The following is an 18,336-nucleotide window of genomic DNA, read 5'->3' on the forward strand; positions in this document are numbered from 1 at the left end:
CATTTTTTAATTATTACATTTTCCTTTGTATTTTTCGCTCTTAACAAAACTGAAATCTGAAATCTGAAACACATACTTTCTGCTTTTCCAAATTCTTATCATTTTGATGGCCCTACTTGCATCCATGCCTTGCTTTTGGCGCATGCGCTTTGCATCGTCAATCGTAAACTCATCTGGCAACAGCTCCAGCAGGTTACGAGGGCCACGGGTGCCCACGCGCTCGCCTTCTTGGTTGGCTTTTTCAATGTCCTCACCAAAGAACTGCATCTTGCACCAGAGATCGTACTGCAGACTCCAACGAACAAAATCTTCAATCGTATTTTCCCATTGGCAGCCATTGGCTACATACAACACACAGGCCTTTAACCAGGCTATCACAATGGCACGATGCGACAGGTTCCAGTAGGTTTCATCCTGTGACAGGCGAGCAAATTCTGCACATTCCTCCTGTAGCTTTTTGGCCAATTTGAATGCCTGCGGACAATCCACCACGCCATGAGCCGACACAAGGTTGTCGATATACGTTTTCAGCTCAGCATCAAATGCCTCGTCGTACTTGCCATAGATAGGTTGTTCAGCTCCAATTTCCATCTCTGGGATGGTGCAGAAGTTGATACGGCTGATAGGACCATCGGTGAGAACACGACTGAAAAAGCGACGACCTTTTTGGATGGTAGTACAGGCGTTCCAGTTGAACCTACACTTTGGCCTTGCGGTTACACTCTGGGTACCGATACGTGTCTGACCGAACTCAGCACCTGGATCGAAAGCCAAGCACATCAGCTGGAAATGCTGCTTGCCTGTCTGACCTTTCAGCTGCTCAAACAGGTCAATCTCGTTCAGCTTTACATATACAAAGTGGCCTTCAGCTTCGTCCATACGGGTAACCAATGCAGGCTTGGTCATATCGGGATCAATCTCCTGTATCACTAGTCCTTCGGGGCGTACCTGCTTATCCTTATTGGCGCCCTTCTTTTGGCAATCCTTTTTCCACTCGGCCTCTCTTCGGGTGTTCTCCGCATCGCGGGCTTTGATATCGGCCATAATATGACGGATAGGCTCATCTATACAGCCTTTACCTGCGCCCGTATGCGCCATCAGACAGTTCATCAGCGTGGCCTCATGCTTCACGTAATCGGTGTACTCAAACTCCACCTCTTTTAAATGGGTTCCAAGCGATGGAAACACCGCATGGGCCACCGCAGCTTTGTATTGGTTGGGGGTATTCTTGGTAAGCAGTTTAATCAGTTTTGGCAGTTTTGCCGGCATCTCTGGTGGCAGAGGAGTTGAGCGATCACACACTTCTGCTTCTTTATCATCTCCCAGCCTCCTACTCTTCGTAAATATCGCCTCCTCGTCCTTATTCAGTTTTCGTTCAGGATTGTAATACTTGGCATAAAAATCACTCAGGCATTTCTGTACATTCGCATCGGCCCAATGTTCAGGCATCAGTTCAGCCAAAGCTCCGTTTGCCTCCACCTTACTTAATAACTGGTTACAGCCACTCAGGAATATCTTCACCGCATTGTGTCTACCACCAATATCCGTAAAGTCCGACTTCTCCAGCCCCTTAGCCTTCAAAACCGCCTCCATCACAAACCTCACCCTCTCATCGACTGGTGTGACTGGGGACTGGTCCCTGTCGCAGGATGTGACTGGGCCCTGTCCCTTGTCACGCCCCATCGCGCGGTCATCCGTTGCTAAATCATCTTCCCAAGGCTTATAATGCTTCCTCGCCTTTTTAGCCCCAGCCGGCACCTGCTCTTCACCTTTACGCTCACGCTCTTTCAATCGGGCATATTCCGCCTCGCACTCCTCAACAGTCATCGGTTCCTCAAACAGCTCATCGTTAAGATAAAGTAAATCTTTTTCATCACCACTAGTCGAATAGACCACCCTTTGCAAATCATGCACGTTAGTATCCATCTCAATCTGCAGAATGGTCGCAATGCGCACTTGATTCTCGAGAATAGTAGTATCAGGCTGGCGCTTACAAACCAAATGATATCCTCCACTCGCGCTCTTCTCCAGCATCATCAGGCCTATCTCATCCTTCTTAGCCAGTATCTGCTGCGCCATTGCTGCGCTCTGTTCGGCATCGTAGCAATCCACATCGTGGAAAAAGTAGCTACCAATGCTCTTGCAACCAGCCAAAGCCGAGCTATTCAGTACACCGATATTATAGGCAAACTGCACCAATTGGGCCTTAGCTTTCTCGTCACCTTTGCGCGCTTTGGCTAAGTTGTCCAGATTCTCCTTGGTGTTTCTGAGCGCCAAGAAATCTTCACGATTCTTTACCAGATAAGCAAACTTCTTACCCTTATTTACTATGCGGTAAATCATTTACTAAATCCTTTCTTTTGCAGGTGTTTAATGATTGGGCAAATACCCTTACGCAAGATGGTGGGTAACTGGGCGCGCAGTTCGTTAGGTACCACAAATGTTACGCGATCATTACCATCTGCACCAAACGACAAACTGGCGTAATCACCTTTAAATTCAGGCTTATGGCGCAATCGCTTGGTACGAACAAACTCAAATGATCCGTTGGTCAACAATTGACCTAATCCACGACCACGAAAAGCCTCCACTTGTCCTATACTCGGATTATCTGGCAGGAACTGCACATAATCCATTTCTAAATCACTCTTTGTAACGGCCATCATGCCGTTAACAGTTACGGTCTTGTTTAATTTGTTATTTGTTTTCATTTTGTTTTTGAGTTTTAAAGCGAGAAGAAGTTTCGGATTCCTTGGCCATTTACTCGAGAATATCCTCCTCACCTCAACTCAAAATCTTACATTGTTACATTTTATCGCTCGGCTTTGCCGCTTAGCTCGTCTAAGAATTTTTACATTTTTCAGCGTTTAATCTTGCAAATCTCATTTGCAACAACGTCCATAAACGCTTGTCCATTGTACTCGCGAGTTTGGAATCGCAAATCAGCAACCACCAGTTCGTTCTCAGCAAACTCTATGGTGGCCAGGTTACCAAGTGTTGTAACCACATAGCTGTTAGCATATTTGCCACCAAGTTCCTGTAACACTAAGGTTCGCTTATTCAGTACGCCATTCTCACTTTTCTCACTCTGTACGGTAGTCATCACCCCGCACTTTTTCACTCTTAAAATCATTGTGTTCATAATGTTTAATTTTTTAATGTTTAATCTTTAATGTAATAAATGCTTCCGTATTTAGCTTGGAACTCCTCTCTTATCTCCTCGATGCTTTTTCGAGTAATCCGATATCCGCGATCCCACGCTTGCTGCTCCTCGGCTCTAACGTTAGCCAGATACAGCAGATATTCTTTACGTTTAATCCCAGCCATGACCGTTTTCAATCAGGTTAGTAATAAAATCGCGACCTTTCTCTGTCCAAACCAGATAGGTTTCGTATTTCAGTTTTCCTTTCAGTGAGTAACTCACATTCAATCGATCGGCCGTTAGCCCTAAACCCTCGTACTTGGGTAGTAGTCGATACTGTCCGCATCGCCATCGTTGAATCTTCATGTCAACCAGAAACGAGTTCAGGTCGTGCGCTGTCATGTTGTAAACGGCAGCAATCTCCGAAACCGTCAAGCAGCCGTCGCTCTCCTCGTTCACCTCATCCAGCTGCTCGCCTACTATCTCTTCCGACTCGTGCAGCACCTCTTGCTTGGTGGTAAGCAATCGCATCGACTGGCGTTGTATCAGTCGTTCCATTTCCAACTGTTCCCATCGCAGCACCAGCTTAGCTCGCTCCTCATCTTTAAACTTGGTAGCAATGTAGAGCGTCTCAGTTTTGGTTAGTTCGTAACAGGGCTGATCTCGAACGCCTCCATTGTTCTGAATAACCTTTCGGGACGACAGTGCAAATTTGCACCCTCGTATTTTCTGCCATGCTGGTTCCATATTTCGGATGGCTCTCATCAGGTCAGCATGACGCTTTCCGCAAATCTCTGCAACCTCCAGCGACGTCATGTGGGGTGACTGCTGTTCGAGCAGCGAAGTCTTACGGGTTGATAAACTTGTTGTTGAAATAACTGTTGTTGTAATCATAATCTTATTGTTTTTAGAAAGTTAATAATTTAATTTAAATAATGTACGCGCGCCTAAGCACGCATGCGTATACATGCACATATACGCAGAAATATCGCCCTCCGCCATTCGGAAGGTGAATGTTTGTGCCAGCATGTCAAAGATCGTGCAAGCCGAACGCAGAGCTAAGCTTGCTTGGGCTTTGCTGAGGCGCGGCCGATGTTCGAGGCGTAGCCTCAAAGAACGATTGATTTTTGAATCACGACGGCAAAAGTATAGCAAGTTTTCGAGCCGACAATGGCCGTTTTTTCAATTGTCCAGAAACCTGTCCAGCTTTCGGTTACTTGTCCATAAATCCGTCCAACTTTTGGCGTTTAGCCCTTCCGAAAGCACTCGAAAAACGCAAAAGCAGATTTTTTCTCCTTATCTTTTCTTTAGGTTTCACATCATGTACAAAGCTCCAATCAGGAAATTTGCCAACGGTGTCATTCACCTTATTGTAGATTGTTGAGCGTTTAGGTAGTTGATTAATACCAACCTGTAAAAGATAGCCAGTAAAGTCATCAGGCGTTAGATAATAATCCACACCATTAATAGCACCATCGTTTACACCTATCATGATGTATGCCAGGTCGCTGGGACGCTTATACACCTTTTTATCGGCTTGCAACTCCATGATAGCCTCAGCAAAACACCGATCAATCACATCGCGTGTTTCAGCAAAGCTGTTCGTGCCCACCACCTTTGCAGCAGGACAAAGGCGCAACATTCCCATAAAAGGCTCGTAAGCCTCATCCTCAATTTCTATCACAATTTGTTTCATTCTTGCTTCACGTTTGCGAAACAGAATGGGCCCACACATGTTTCTGGTTAGACATTATTACTAATGGTTGGAAATCCGCTTGCAAAAGTAAAGAATGTTCGAGCATAAACACAAAAATAACGTGAGAGTTTACGATACATCTCACAAACCCTCACATATTCTTTTAAACTCTAATTAATTTGGTTTATAGTTCTCTAAAATCAGCCACCATTTTTCTGAATGCTTCAGAATATTGATAAGACTTATTATTTATCTTTCTTAAGCGATAGAACGATTTTTCCGAAATGTCAACGTCAGGATAGGTATTATGGTATTCTTTCCATTTTGGTTCTCTCATCTGCCCCGCAGCTATGGCAGCAGTTGTTGGCATCATCAAATCCATTGGTGTACATTTTCCATACATCAGTTCACTTATCATATTAACCACAGCTTCGGCCTTTTTGTAATCGACAACTGCAGCCTTTAAACCTTTGTTTGATGGCAGAGAAGCAATAGTTTGGGTGCGCGATATCACTTTTGACTGTGCGTAATCCATTAAATGAAGAGCCCGATTAAGCTGTTTGCCCACATATTGAGCTGCACATATCGAAACAAAATCGTCAGTTTGGTCATTAACATACGATTGTATCTTTATAGCCAAATCGTGTTTCCTTAATTTTTCATTCAGCCCAGTAACTATAATATTAATTAAGTCTTTTACATCATGAAAGGCGAAATGATTTTGTTCAACATACAGGCAAGTAGCCATTTCATTGGTCATTAGCAGCACGACAGAGAATTCTCTATTCGGTCTGTCAATATTCCAAAAATCTACGTCGTGTTTATTAACTTCTTTGTTAGCCACTTTCATCACTATCGCCCCCATTTCAGGTTCATAACAATGAATATGTGAACAGGTTCCTCCACCGTGTGGTTTAACAAATCGTATTACATCTATATTACGGGAATCCTTGCTCAACACATCAGCCAGAACTCCCCATCTCGCTAAGCCATCCGGATCATAAAACCAAAATTCAAGATCCCGGAAATCGAATTTGCAGGTTGTGTACATTAATTTTTTGCTTTAAGTTTTACTTGATAATTTAAATGCAAAGATAGTGCAAAATCGCGAAACCCGCAAATTTTACACTACTTAAAACTCAACGTTTTCGTTATTACTTACAAATCATACTGCTGCATCATATTTTTCAGGGTCACGGAAGAATTACTTTTGGGAGTCATTCGTCTTATTTTGAGGGGCATTTCCACATTATCGGACAATATTTCGGACATTTTAGGTTCATCGGACTTTTTTCGGACAATTTGGAGTTATCGGACAATTTATCGGTCATTTTTAGTATTATCGGACAATATAATGCAGTTAATACAAATAATCTCCGACAATACAAACTTTTTTGCAATATATTATCGATTGTACAAGAAATGTATTATATTTGCACCGAAATAAGATTTTAAAAGTTTATAATTGATTAATTCAAAGTACGAGGAGCCAACAGTGATGTTCGCTCCTCGGTTTTATTTGTGGCTTAATCTTGTCTAAAGCTTTCTAGTTTACCATTCTCGAATGTGAAGGAAAGGTCTGTATGGCCTTTTTCTTTCACTTTTACTTGGTAACCAATTTCATATATCACACGGTTGCCAAGTGAAAACGATCTAAACTCATATGGTTCGCCAACTAACAATATCACAGAATCCTTAGGCATCCCAAGATGCAGCGTTACATTACCCGATTTAGTAACAACCTCAAAAGGTTGGGCTTTATTTTCTGTACCATCAGATACGGTTCCAATCGAATAGAGAACAAATAGTACGGCCAATATCACCATACCCAAACACGCAGTTTTAAAACATCCATTTCCTTTAAGCATAAGCACTATTTTAATTAATTATTCCTTGTTAGTGGTACCAGCTTATAAAATGCTCATATTTGGTACGGAGCCCATGAGCACAATCAAAACCGTTTCCTATGAGTACAAGTCTGTTCATTTCTGTTTATATGTTTTATGCCGTTACCCAGCCGTAGCCTTGGATGGCCATATCGACAAAATGGTTCATAATCAGGTTTGTTTTCTCTACAAACGATACTCTATCGTAGCTTTCTGGTAGGTCGTTATTCAGAGAAACCTGTATGAGCGAGAACACTTTCTTACGGGGTTGTTCGTCCTTATACCAATCAACCACCATGAAGTTATCCTTCTCGGCCTTTAGTTTCTGATACAGGTTCTTTGCTGCCAATATCACTTTCTGCTCTTCGGCCTTTGTAAGTTTCTTACCTTGAATCAGCAAATCGTATATTTCAAGTTCCTCTTCCTCCAGACCAAGGTCAGTAGAGCGTCCTTGTTCTTTCTTCAATTCCTCAATCAGCTGCAGCAGCTTCTCGTAATAATCCTCGTTCTCACTTCCTCCTGCATTATAGCGATTGATGATGCTCTTATAACGCTCAGAGAATGATATGCGCATACAGTTCTTATTTATCATCTGCTGCAACAGTTGTTCTATAAATATGCGCAGGTCGTCAATCTCTAATGCCTTATATGGGGTAAGACTGATCTCCTTGCGTAAATCATCCACATTTATCTTGCTCAGGTCGATTACCTTGCCTTGATGTATTACATAGTCGGCATTATCGCATACCTGATTAGTAGATGTTACGCTCTGGTCCAGTTTCTCAGCCATTCTGGCCTTGGCACGTTGCAGTTTCTCATCGTCAATCTGATTACAGAACAGACCGTTGAGATAGCTGATAGGCGCAAACTTGTTATTATGCCAACCACGTTCGAATATCTCTGGCTTGCTGGCATCGTAGAGATTCATCAGCAGATTGCTTAGCACCTTGAAACGGTCTTTCCACTCGTCTTTCTGTAATATCCTATCAAATGCCTGTCGCAGCATCTCTAACCTATCCAACGTGTTAGTCTCTGCAATTATCTCGTCTAAGTTAATGCCTAGCGTCAACAGGAAGGCATCGCACTCTACTATGCAGTTGTCGATATTGGTAATAAGCTGCTCAATGTTCTTGGCAGGATAATCGCCATCCTCATCGCCTCTTGATGCATAATCACTCAGGGCCTCCTGCATATATTTAAACACGTTTACGTAGTCGACGATGATACCACATGTTTTGCCTGGGAATACACGATTTGCACGTGCAATGGCCTGCATCAGTGTATGACTCTTCATCGGCTTGTCGAGATACAGCGTAGATAGTGATGGCACATCAAAGCCTGTAAGCCACATGGCACATACAAATACCAGACTTAAGCGGTCGTCCTTATCCTTAAACCGGTCTTCGATATCCTTGCCATCGGTGGTAATCCTATTCATCAGTTCTCTATGCTTGGTGATATCAAGCCCCTGCTTCATGAATTTCTCTTTCTCGTCAGCTTCCTCGCTGATTACCACAGCCATCTCAACGCGGTCCATATAGCCCAATATACGGTTTATTTTTTCGCGTTCCTCTTCTGTCTTGGCTTTATTTCGCTGTTTTATCAGTTCTTTCTGTTCCTCAGCCCAGTAGTACTGTACCTTATCGTACATCTTAACAGCCGTGTACTTATCTACACTTACCACCATACCCTTTCCAAGGAATCCTCTACGTGGGAAATGGTGCGCTATATCCTGGGCTATCTTATTCAATCGATCGTCACGCTTAATAACCTCAAGTATTCGTGATGAGCTATTTTCTAGCAGTTCCTGTTCGCGGTCGTTCAGATTCTCCTCTTCTACGATTTCAGCCACATCGGTATCCAGCCAGTCGTTGGTAAGTCCCACTTCGGGTACTCTACGGCTATAGAACAATGGCACAGTTGAACCATCTGCAATCGCTTCGGCAAAGTTATACTCCGATACATAATCGCCAAACCACTGGTTTGTCAGTCGCTTTGCGCCAAGCAATGGTGTGCCTGTAAAAGCTATATAGTTGGCATTTGGCAATCCTGTATGCATATTCTCGGCCAGCTGCTTATACTGTGTGCGATGAGCCTCATCTACCAGTACAAAGATATCGTTACGCTCAGATAATACGGGATATTTCTTCTGTTTGTCGTATTGGAATTTATGTATCAGCGTAAACAGCATGGGCTTGTTACTCATCAGATACTCGCGTAGCTGTGCTGAGTTCTTTGGCTGGCATTCCTCCTTTTCGCCTATCACCTCCGATCGTACAAAAGTCTTGTGTATCTGGGTGTCAAGGTCGTCGCGATCAGTTACAATCAGGAACGTAAAGTTGCCATGCAACTTACGTCTAACCTTCCTTACAAACATCACCATCGAGTAGCTTTTACCAGAGCCTTGTGTATGCCAGAACACACCTAACTTTCCGTTAAGTTCCTCGCGACGTTCCACACTCTTCATCAGGTTATTTACGCCCAGGAACTGGTGGTTCTTAGCGATAATCTTTACACGCTTATTATCGAAGAATATAAAGTTCTCGATATAGTCAATCAGTCGTTCTTTCTTAAACAGGCCGTCTATCAGGTATTGTATAGACAGGCCATGCTCTGCTATCTGGTCTCTATCCAGTTTTTCCTTCTCGTTATCAACACGCAGCCACTCAAAAAAGTATTCGTAGCCAGCACTCCAAGCACCTATCTTGGTTTGCAGTCCGTTCGAAAGCACGCAAATCTGATTCAATGCAAAGATATTGGGAATATCCTCACGATACGAAACCAGATTCTTGTTATACGATTCCTCAACTTTTACGGTAGAGTTCTTCAGTTCGATAAATACTACAGGCAGCCCGTTTACAAATAGCAGTACATCGGGGCGGCGATAACGATAATGGCCCTTTATCCACATCTGATTAACGCAGTGGAAGTCGTTGTTCTCTATGTTGTCAAAGTCTATCAGCTTAACTATCTCAAAGTCATCGCCTTTAGCCGTACGAGTGTCAACCCTCAGTCCGTTACGCAGTTGGTTATACAGTCGATAGTTCACATCTACCATATCCTGACTGCTAAAGTCTCTACGATAGTCGTTTACGATACCGTCGATGATATCCTCGCTTACGTTTGGGTTAATGCGCTTGAGTGCATTGCGGAACACTTCTGGTAATATGCATTCCTTCACACTGTTACGACCAGTAACGCTAACATCGTCCTGTTTCTCTACGCTGGGGTCGCATTCTATGCGCGTCCAACCGTATTCTGGCTGCGATAAGCGATTACATATCGCCTGCTCTATATCGTCTTCGCTGATAAAGGATTTCATAAGCACTACTTTTTCAATAATTTCCAATAACCAGTTTTATTTCCTCCTATGCGTTCTATGATGCCTGCATCACGAAGCACGGAGATATGTTTACGAACCATTCTGTCGCTGATGCCTAAATGACTGCCAACGGTCGCTGCCGAAGCATGTCCATCTTCCATTAATTCCAGATATACATCCCATACTGCATCCGACAAATCGGGATATTGAAGCCTCAGTTTATTAGGAAGTTTATTGGGAACTTTATTAGGAACTTCTTCAGGTTCTTCCTCAATACGTTTCATAGCATCAAGCAAGCAGCGCAACATAAACTCTATGAAAACTGTGCTGCTACCTGCAGCGTCACACTTAGCTATTACATCATAATACTCTTGCTGATGTTCCTTAACAATGGTTTCAACAGGAATCCATGAAAAAATTCCTTTCCACTTACTTAGCAACATCGTCTGCCAATAGCGCCCCATACGTCCATTGCCATCTATGAAGGGGTGGATAAACTCAAACTCGTAGTGGAATACGCAAGAACTTACAAGCGGATGCACATCGGTCTTTTTTATCCATTCAAAGAGGTCGGCCATTAATGCAGGAACACGATCGGCAGGAGGAGCCATGTGGATACATTTGTCACCATCAAATACACCTACGCCTGCATGACGATAACAACCAGCGTTGTCAACCAAAGCCAGCATCATCAGCTCATGTGCCCTTAACAGGTCCTTTTCCTTGAAAGCATCCAACTGTGACATCAAATGATAGGCTTGTAGTGCATTCTTCACCTCCTGTATCTCATCGGGGGCACCTAACACATGCTTGCCGTCAATAATATCTGTCACCTGCTTCAATGACAGTGTATTATGTTCTATCGCCAACGATGAGTGGATCGTCTTAATGCGATTGGCTTTGCGCAGCATTGGCGATGGCACATTGTCACCCAGTAATGTTGTAACAATGCCTACTTGTTCGGATATCTCCGACACTAATCGCATGATTTCCGACGTTACCGTGAATGGTGGTATATATGATGGTTGTTGTTTGCTCATAATCGTGCTGTTATACGTTTACTTCGAGTTTACCACTCATCAAGCGCGGGAGCAATAAATCACGCTGGCGAGAGAGTATAGAATTCTTGGTTATTAATTGGTTCTTTTCCTTCTCAAACGTTTTAACTATATTCTCAAATCTTAGTTGTATATTAATATCTGGGACAAGAACTTTTATTGATACAAAACGTCCCCAATGTCTTTTGTATTCCTCTGTCTGAATTAATTTATGTGATGCATAAAATAGCCAATATTCATTTATCAGGCTCTTATTATTTGTCGTAAAAGGAATAACATTTTCACCAAGAGAGAAATTCCTTGTCATTAATTGGAATTTACAAGAATGGTCACCAAATAGCAATAGAGGATCATCATAGTTGGCATAATGTGATGGTTCGTTGTTATGATATCCCAAATAATCATCCGTTGATTGATCTATCACTATAACAGCGCCTTCTTTCTCAAGTTCGTATTCTTTATATGTTCTATTGAAAGGTAAACGTTTTACGATACTCTTTACTTTCTCAACTTTCCAACTCTTAGGCAAGCCATTTTCAAACTCAGCCTTTTCGTGGCCAGGGAAACGGAAACGAACAAACCACTCCCTATAAAGATTCTCTGCCATTTGCTCCAACAGACGAATACGTTTGTTGTTATTCTCTATCAGATTGTCGTATGAAGATAGAATAGAAGCAATGCGATGCTGCTCTTTTGTGGAGTGAACAAGAAATTTAAACCTAAGTATTGTTTCAAGGGTTATTGATGCTTGATTTGCAGAACCTTGGCCTCTATTAACACAGTATAACGAAAAGCGATTAGCCTTTAACGAATAAAAAAGATACGTATAATCAATAGATTCTCTTGGTATCAGTTTTACTATATTTTGATTAAGATATGCTCTTGTACTTAACTTAGGAACTCTAACAACTTTACCAACAATTGAATTTGGGTTGTTTGCCCATGAACCAACTGTTTGTATCAGTATATCCCCGTATCGGAGTAAATGTTTATCATATGCCTTATCTTCTTCAATATAAACAGCATCATTTTCAGAAATACCATCAATAGTAAAATCGGATACACGGACAACCATTATGCCGGTATCCGTATAAAGGCTACTTTTAAATGCATAGCCTTTTCTATAATCAACAATATTTCCTAATTTTACATACTCCATCTTACTCCTCCCCAAACAGTTCCTTCATGTTCTTATCAATCTCTTCCTGCAACTTCAGGGCTTCGGCATTGAGTTGTGAGAACTCAGAATGCAGACCTCGCATGGTTTCAGCAAACTCAGCTTCGGTCATGCCGTCATCCTCGATGACAACACCAACATAGCGGCCTGCATTCAGCGAATAGTCCTGATCTTTGATGCCATCCTCGCCATCGAGTTTGGCCACCTTGCAGAGACCTATCACATCCTGATATTTGCCCTCAGGCCAACGCTCCAAGAGCCAGTCAACCTGGTCTTGCTGACCTGCTGCCTTGTATTCATCTACCAATGCCCAGAAACTATCAGAATCGCCCTCATAGAGACGGCTGATGATGCCTAAGTTCTTAATCTGCTCATCAGAGAACTTACGATGGGCACGATCCACCTGGGTAAAGATGTTACGAGCATCGATAAACAGAATTTCATCTTTGTTAGTACGCTGCTTGTTGAAGAACCACAGAGTAGCGGGAAGCGTAACAGTAGAGAACATATTGCTGGGCAATGTCACCATCTGACTGATAATGCCATCCTCAATCATCTTCTTGCGGATTTCTAACTCCGAACCTCCTGCATCGCTGGCAGAGTTGGCCATTACCAGAGCAGCCTTACCATTATCGTTAAGTGCTGTTGCAAAATAGCCTATCCACAGATAGTTGGCATTGGGTACCGTTTCCTTCTTGTCGCTACCCTTCTTGGCTGATTTTGTTTTGTTGCGTGGTACACCATAGGTATTAAAACGCTTATCATCAATCACTCTATCCAGCACCACCTCATCTACATTGAATGGTGGATTAGCCATCACGTAATCAAACTTCTCGAAAGCATCGTATGGGTCGCTATAGAATGAGTTAGCCTCAGTTATCTCGCCACGAACATTGTTCAGCAACAGATTCATCTTTGCCAGTTTAACGGTATCGGGCTCTTTCTCAACACCATAGCAGCGGAAACGCATCATATCGTCGCTACTGGCATTGTGCTTGTGCATATAGCGTGCAGCCTGAACAAACATACCACCTGATCCACAAGCAGGGTCCAGGAATTTCTTATCACCAGTCTTAGGCTGCAGCACTTCAACCATATACTGTACTACGCTGGCTGGCGTATAGAAGGCTCCTCCACCCTGACCTTCGGCCAAAGCAAAATTGCCAAGGAAATATTCATAAATCTGACCGAACAAATCGATACTGATATCCTCGGGAATATCCTTAAATACACGTACGATACGGCTCAACAGCTCAGGCTCCTCTTCGGGTACCAGCTGACCATAAACCTCCTTAGGCAGCACACCTTCCATTTTGGGGTTCTCCTGTTCGATGGTTTCCATCGCTTTCTTTACGAGCACAGCCTTATGGGCATCATCTGGTGCATCATTAATCGCATCGTAATAGGCACATTCAGGCAGGAAAAAGCCACACTTCTCGATGGCAATATCCTTATACTCCTTCTCCATACGAGTGCCCTTATACTGCTGGTATTCAGCGTCAATCTCTGCCTTGTGTTGTTTAAAAAGAATATCTGCATAGCGCAGGAATATTAATCCCAAAATAGGCTGACCATATTTATTAGCCGCCAAATGTGCCCCGGCACGCAGCATATCAGCCGAGTGCCAAAGATTATCTTTTAGCGTTTTGAGTTCTATATCTGTCATTTATTATTTCAATTAATCATCGATTGCAAATTCATCTGCAAAGATACAAATAAAAAATGAAACAAAGAAGAACTGAGCAAGAAAAATAATCACTTCACGAAAGAAAAATTTCAGTAATTTCAGTTTCAGTTTTGTTAGTGAGCAAGATGCATATTTGCAAAAAATCAACCTATTTAATATAACTATTATATATATTATAATATATATAATAGTTAATCTTTGTATTGAGTTTTAACAGCACATAAAAGAAACTGAAACTGAAATACTGAAACCGCTAAGTAGCCAAGTGTAAAAATTAACAATTCATTAACAGTTGATATTTTTATATATGACGAAAATTTCGTACCTTTGCATTGTCAAGATAAAGATGGAGATGATGCTCCCACACGAGGAAAAAGATTCTCCCACGTGCACTAAGAAAATCTCCCTCACGTGAGCGCAAATCTACATCGGAGTTGAGACATTAAACATTTACAATTAAAAATTTATTTACAACAACACAAAAATTAAACTAGAATTATGGCATTGAAAGTTAAAGCACAGGAAAAGTTGCAGAAGATTGGCAAGTATGAGGGCACTTATCGCTACATCATGATGCCGGAGTTGTACACCTCACTCTCGCAGGAAAAGGTGATTAAGGAGGCTGCCCTGCGTAGCGGAGTTAGCAAAGGCATTATGCAGGCCTGCTGGGATGCTGCTGGCGAGGTGATTAAGGCTTGGGCCACTGAGGGTCACACCGTTGCGCTGCCAGGTTTGGGTACCATGCGATTCGGCATCCGCGCCAAGAGTGTAGCCAAGGTAGATGAAGTGAAAGCCGGACTGGTAACCAGTCGCCGAATCATCTTCACCCCAGCGGTGGATCTGAAGGAGGAGCTGGCAGGCACAGCCATCCAGATTACCTGCTACGACCGCGATGGTAAGGAGATTAAGCGTGTGACCTCGACAGACCCAGGTACGGTTGAGGATCCCGACGAGCCAAGCAATGGCGGTGGAAATACCGGTGGAAACCAAGGTGGTAATACCGGTGGCGGTGGAAACCACAACGAGCCGATTGGAGACTAAGGGTTTGGGGCGAAAGCCCCCCCCCTTCCTATTAAACATTAAACATTAAACATTAAAGATTATGACAAAGAAAGAGACATTAAAGTTTATCGTGCAGATGATAGCATCGATTGCTACGGCGATTGTAACGGCACTGGGTGCCACGAGCTGCGTGGCAACAATGTAAAAATGCAAAAATGCAGAAATGCAGAAATGCAAAATGCAAAAATGGCAAATTGAAAACATTAAAAAGAAATCATCCCTGCTAAACGGGGATGATTTCTTGTTTTACTTTATTGGAACAGCATCTCGTCGATGGCCTTGATGCCCTTGTCGGTACAGAGCCCTCGGAGGGATACAAACACGAGATTGCGGAAGATGTCCTCGATGGAATATTGGCGGTAGAGCTCTTTCTGCATGATATACTCGCCCATGGCATCGAACTGCAACACAGCCATCTGGTAGTTGAGGTCGGCACGGAAGTAACCCTCTTCTACCCCACGCTGAATAAAACCAAAACTGCTATCACGCATAAGATTGTTCTGCTCGTCGAGGAACTTCTTGACCTGAGGATAGCGAATCATCTCGGTAAAGAACAGGGGATTGGTTTTCTTAAAGTCGCTCACCTTCATGTGATATACCTCGAGCAGTATCTCCATCACATTTGAGCAATGGCTCACAGCCAGCTCCATGCGATCCATACGCTGCTTGAAGTGCTTTACAACCACCTCGAAGAGCAAATCCTCTTTTTTGTCGTATAATTCGTAGATAGTACGTTTTGAAATACCCATGGTTTGCGCCACATCATCCATCCTCACGGAATTGATGCCTCGCTCGGTAAAAAGTTGCAAAGCAACATCGGGAATTCGCTCCTTTAAATTTAATTTGTAGTCCGAAATGTCTTTTATTTCTTGCATAATCTTCCAATTTGGTGGCAAAGTTACAAAAAAATCTAAAAACCCAAATGTTTTTCAATAGTTTTTTGTATTTTTGCGGTCGTATTTCAGAATAATCACATTATTAATAATACACTTTATGGTAAAGATATCTAAAGAAGCCGCACTCATATACCACGAGAGCGGACGACCAGGCAAAATCGAAGTAAAGCCTACAAAGGCTTATCGTACACAAACAGACTTAAGCTTAGCCTACTCTCCAGGAGTAGCATATCCTTGTCTGGAAATTCAGGAGAACCCCGACGATGCTTACAAATACACCGACAAGGGTAATCTGGTAGCAGTTATCTCGAACGGTACAGCTGTGCTGGGACTGGGCGACATTGGTGCCCTGAGCGGTAAGCCTGTAATGGAAGGTAAGGGACTGCTGTTTAAGATTTATGGTGGTATCGACGTTTTCGATATCGAGGTAGCCGAGAAGGATCCTGAGAAGTTCTGCGAGGCAGTGGAGCGTATCGCCCCCACCTTTGGCGGTATCAATCTGGAAGATATCAAAGCCCCTGAGTGTTTCTATATCGAGGACCGACTGAAGAAGACTCTGGATATCCCCGTGATGCACGACGACCAGCACGGTACTGCCATTATCAGCGCTGCCGGACTGAAGAACGCCATGGAGGTAATCGGCAAGGACATCAGCAAGGTTAAGATTGTGGTTAACGGTGCCGGCGCTGCTGCCATTAGCTGTACCAAGCTGTATATGGCTATCGGTGCCAAGAAGGAGAACATCGTGATGCTGGACTCGAAGGGCGTGATCTCGAAGGAGCGTACCGACCTGAACGAGCAGAAGAAATTCTTTGCTACCGACCGTACCGATATTCACACCCTGGCCGAGGCTGTTAAGGATGCCGACGTTTTTGTAGGTCTGTCGAAGGGTAATGTGCTCTCGAAGGATATGGTGAAGTCGATGGCTAAGGATCCCGTGATTTTTGCGCTGGCTAACCCTGTGCCCGAAATCAGCTACGAGGATGCCATGGAAGCACGCCCCGACGTACTGATGTCGACCGGACGTACCGACTATCCTAACCAGATTAACAACGTAATCGGATTCCCCTACATTTTCCGTGGTGCACTTGACGTTCATGCCAAGGCTATCAACGAGGAGATGAAGCTGGCTGCCGTACACGCTATTGCCGACCTGGCCAAGCAGCCTGTACCCGATGTAGTAAACGATGTATATAAGGTGAACAACCTGACTTTCGGACGCAACTACTTTATCCCAAAGCCTGTTGACCCACGACTGATTACCGAGGTATCATCGGCTGTAGCCAAGGCTGCCATCGAGAGTGGCGTGGCCCGCAAGGAGATTAAGGACTGGGACGAGTACAAGCGCTCGCTCTCGGTACTGCTGGGTCAGGAGACCAAGCTTACCCAGAAGCTTTACGCTACTGCAGCTGCTCACCCACAGCGCGTGGTATTTGCCGAGGCTGTACACCCCACCATGCTGAAGGCGGCTGTACAGGCTAAGGCCGAGGGTATCTGCTACCCCATCCTGCTGGGTAACGACGAGGTGATTACCAAACTGGCTGCATCGCTGGACCTGAACCTGGATGGTATTGAGATTGTGAACCTGCGCCACCCCAACGAGCAGGAGCGCCGCGAGCGCTATGCCCGCATACTGGCCGAGAAGCGCCAGCGCGAGGGTTACACCTTCCAGGAGGCTAACGACAAGATGTTTGAGCGCAACTACTTTGGTATGATGATGGTTGAGACTGGCGAGGCTGATGCCTTTATCACCGGCTTGTACACCAAGTACTCGAATACTGTTAAGGTGGTAAAAGAGGTGATTGGTATCCGACCCGAGTACAAGCACTTCGGTACCATGCACATCATCAACTCGCCAAAGGGTACTTACTATATTGCTGACACCATGGTGAACGAGAACCCCGACCGCGAGGCATTGCTGGATATCTCGAAGCTGATTTCGACTGCCGTACGCTTCTTTAACGAGAAGCCTGTGATTGCGATGGTATCGCACTCTAACTTTGGTAGCAGCACCAGCGATGGTGCCCTGAAGGTGAAGGACACCGTAGCTAAGATGCACGAGCTGTATCCCGACCTGCCTATCGACGGTGAGATGCTGCTGAGCTTTGCACTCGACAACGAACTGCGCGACCAGGAGTATCCATTCACCAAGCTGAAGGGACAGAAGGTGAACACGCTGGTATTCCCCAACCTGACATCGGCACGCTCATCATATAAGATGCTGCAGATGCTTGGCAGCGACGCTGAAATCATCGGCCCGATCCAGATGGGACTGAACAAACCTATCCACTTTATCGACTTTGGTGCCAGTGTACGAGATGTCGTAAATATCGTGGCTGTAGCGACAATTGATGCGTATGTGGACAAAATTAAGAGCAAATTGTCAGTAATAGGCAAATAATCGCTTACA

General features: G+C 43.9%; 16 protein-coding genes. 3 read left to right on the forward strand and 13 right to left on the reverse strand.

Going from position 1 to position 18,336, the window contains the following annotated elements; genetic code table 11:
- Positions 1–6: 6 nt before the first annotated feature.
- The 12 genes from BLR73_RS02760 to BLR73_RS02815 form a co-directional block, all read right to left on the reverse strand.
- A complete protein-coding gene (locus BLR73_RS02760; RefSeq protein ID WP_091858716.1) occupies positions 7–2,343 on the reverse strand; it encodes a hypothetical protein in 2,337 nt (778 codons plus the stop codon).
- Positions 2,340–2,711 carry a hypothetical protein gene (locus BLR73_RS02765; protein ID WP_233456428.1) on the reverse strand — a complete coding sequence of 124 codons (372 nt, stop codon included), beginning with the start codon at positions 2,709–2,711 and terminating at the stop codon, positions 2,340–2,342. The genes BLR73_RS02760 and BLR73_RS02765 overlap by 4 nt, the downstream gene beginning before the upstream one ends.
- 149 nt (positions 2,712–2,860) lie before the next feature.
- Positions 2,861–3,142 carry a DUF3127 domain-containing protein gene (locus tag BLR73_RS02770; RefSeq protein ID WP_041385742.1) on the reverse strand — a complete coding sequence of 94 codons (282 nt, stop codon included), beginning with the start codon at positions 3,140–3,142 and terminating at the stop codon, positions 2,861–2,863.
- 171 nt (positions 3,143–3,313) lie between these two features.
- On the reverse strand, positions 3,314–4,036 hold the full coding sequence (locus tag BLR73_RS02775) for a Rha family transcriptional regulator (RefSeq protein ID WP_091858723.1): 723 nt from the start codon (positions 4,034–4,036) through the stop codon (positions 3,314–3,316).
- A gap of 319 nt (positions 4,037–4,355) precedes the next feature.
- The gene (locus tag BLR73_RS02780; protein WP_091858725.1) at positions 4,356–4,838 is read right to left on the reverse strand and encodes a hypothetical protein; all 483 of its coding nucleotides are present in this window, start codon (positions 4,836–4,838) and stop codon (positions 4,356–4,358) included.
- 184 nt (positions 4,839–5,022) lie between these two features.
- On the reverse strand, positions 5,023–5,889 hold the full coding sequence (locus tag BLR73_RS02785) for a hypothetical protein (RefSeq protein ID WP_091858728.1): 867 nt from the start codon (positions 5,887–5,889) through the stop codon (positions 5,023–5,025).
- A 475-nt stretch (positions 5,890–6,364) separates the two neighbouring features.
- Entirely contained in the window at positions 6,365–6,706 is a 342-nt protein-coding gene (locus BLR73_RS02790; RefSeq protein ID WP_143010868.1) for a hypothetical protein, read from the reverse strand.
- 28 nt (positions 6,707–6,734) lie between these two features.
- Positions 6,735–6,824: an AbiH family protein gene (locus tag BLR73_RS02795; RefSeq protein ID WP_091858735.1), complete on the reverse strand. Its 90-nt coding sequence runs from the start codon at positions 6,822–6,824 to the stop codon at positions 6,735–6,737.
- Positions 6,825–6,839: 15 nt separating this feature from the next.
- Positions 6,840–10,046, reverse strand: a complete 3,207-nt coding sequence (locus tag BLR73_RS02800; protein WP_091858738.1) for a type I restriction endonuclease subunit R — start codon at positions 10,044–10,046, stop codon at positions 6,840–6,842.
- Positions 10,047–10,051: 5 nt separating this feature from the next.
- Entirely contained in the window at positions 10,052–11,032 is a 981-nt protein-coding gene (locus BLR73_RS02805; protein ID WP_213605549.1) for a Fic family protein, read from the reverse strand.
- Positions 11,033–11,096: 64 nt separating this feature from the next.
- Complete coding sequence (locus tag BLR73_RS02810) at positions 11,097–12,263, reverse strand: restriction endonuclease subunit S (protein ID WP_091858744.1); 1,167 nt, start codon at positions 12,261–12,263, stop codon at positions 11,097–11,099.
- A gap of 1 nt (position 12,264) precedes the next feature.
- Complete coding sequence (locus BLR73_RS02815; RefSeq protein WP_091858747.1) at positions 12,265–13,947, reverse strand: type I restriction-modification system subunit M; 1,683 nt, start codon at positions 13,945–13,947, stop codon at positions 12,265–12,267.
- A 519-nt stretch (positions 13,948–14,466) separates the two neighbouring features.
- Here BLR73_RS02815 and BLR73_RS02820 point away from each other — a divergent pair.
- A complete protein-coding gene (locus BLR73_RS02820; RefSeq protein WP_074831945.1) occupies positions 14,467–15,009 on the forward strand; it encodes an HU family DNA-binding protein in 543 nt (180 codons plus the stop codon).
- A gap of 61 nt (positions 15,010–15,070) precedes the next feature.
- Positions 15,071–15,175, forward strand: a complete 105-nt coding sequence (locus tag BLR73_RS14290; protein ID WP_176763595.1) for a smalltalk protein — start codon at positions 15,071–15,073, stop codon at positions 15,173–15,175.
- Between the two features lie 106 nt (positions 15,176–15,281).
- Here the strand turns inward: BLR73_RS14290 and BLR73_RS02825 are convergent, their stop codons facing one another.
- Positions 15,282–15,905 (reverse strand): TetR/AcrR family transcriptional regulator, encoded by a 624-nt coding sequence (locus tag BLR73_RS02825; RefSeq protein WP_091858750.1) that lies wholly within the window; start codon positions 15,903–15,905, stop codon positions 15,282–15,284.
- 118 nt (positions 15,906–16,023) lie between these two features.
- Between BLR73_RS02825 and BLR73_RS02830 the strand changes: the two genes are divergently transcribed.
- A complete protein-coding gene (locus BLR73_RS02830) occupies positions 16,024–18,327 on the forward strand; it encodes an NADP-dependent malic enzyme (protein ID WP_073043040.1) in 2,304 nt (767 codons plus the stop codon).
- The last annotated feature ends 9 nt before the right edge of the window (positions 18,328–18,336 follow it).

Origin of the sequence: Prevotella sp. khp1, from assembly GCF_900102205.1 — a bacterium.
GTDB classification, from domain to species: Bacteria; Bacteroidota; Bacteroidia; order Bacteroidales; family Bacteroidaceae; genus Prevotella; species Prevotella ruminicola.

Coding starts and splice junctions, on each gene's coding strand:
- BLR73_RS02760 (WP_091858716.1), bottom strand. CDS start 2,343: ATGATTTACCGCATAGTAAATAAGGGTAAGAAGTTTGCTTATCTGGTA.
- BLR73_RS02765 (WP_233456428.1), bottom strand. CDS start 2,711: ATGAAAACAAATAACAAATTAAACAAGACCGTAACTGTTAACGGCATG.
- BLR73_RS02770 (WP_041385742.1), bottom strand. CDS start 3,142: ATGAACACAATGATTTTAAGAGTGAAAAAGTGCGGGGTGATGACTACC.
- BLR73_RS02775 (WP_091858723.1), bottom strand. CDS start 4,036: ATGATTACAACAACAGTTATTTCAACAACAAGTTTATCAACCCGTAAG.
- BLR73_RS02780 (WP_091858725.1), bottom strand. CDS start 4,838: ATGAAACAAATTGTGATAGAAATTGAGGATGAGGCTTACGAGCCTTTT.
- BLR73_RS02785 (WP_091858728.1), bottom strand. CDS start 5,889: ATGTACACAACCTGCAAATTCGATTTCCGGGATCTTGAATTTTGGTTT.
- BLR73_RS02790 (WP_143010868.1), bottom strand. CDS start 6,706: ATGCTTAAAGGAAATGGATGTTTTAAAACTGCGTGTTTGGGTATGGTG.
- BLR73_RS02795 (WP_091858735.1), bottom strand. CDS start 6,824: ATGAACAGACTTGTACTCATAGGAAACGGTTTTGATTGTGCTCATGGG.
- BLR73_RS02800 (WP_091858738.1), bottom strand. CDS start 10,046: ATGAAATCCTTTATCAGCGAAGACGATATAGAGCAGGCGATATGTAAT.
- BLR73_RS02805 (WP_213605549.1), bottom strand. CDS start 11,032: ATGCGATTAGTGTCGGAGATATCCGAACAAGTAGGCATTGTTACAACA.
- BLR73_RS02810 (WP_091858744.1), bottom strand. CDS start 12,263: ATGGAGTATGTAAAATTAGGAAATATTGTTGATTATAGAAAAGGCTAT.
- BLR73_RS02815 (WP_091858747.1), bottom strand. CDS start 13,947: ATGACAGATATAGAACTCAAAACGCTAAAAGATAATCTTTGGCACTCG.
- BLR73_RS02820 (WP_074831945.1), top strand. CDS start 14,467: ATGGCATTGAAAGTTAAAGCACAGGAAAAGTTGCAGAAGATTGGCAAG.
- BLR73_RS14290 (WP_176763595.1), top strand. CDS start 15,071: ATGACAAAGAAAGAGACATTAAAGTTTATCGTGCAGATGATAGCATCG.
- BLR73_RS02825 (WP_091858750.1), bottom strand. CDS start 15,905: ATGCAAGAAATAAAAGACATTTCGGACTACAAATTAAATTTAAAGGAG.
- BLR73_RS02830 (WP_073043040.1), top strand. CDS start 16,024: ATGGTAAAGATATCTAAAGAAGCCGCACTCATATACCACGAGAGCGGA.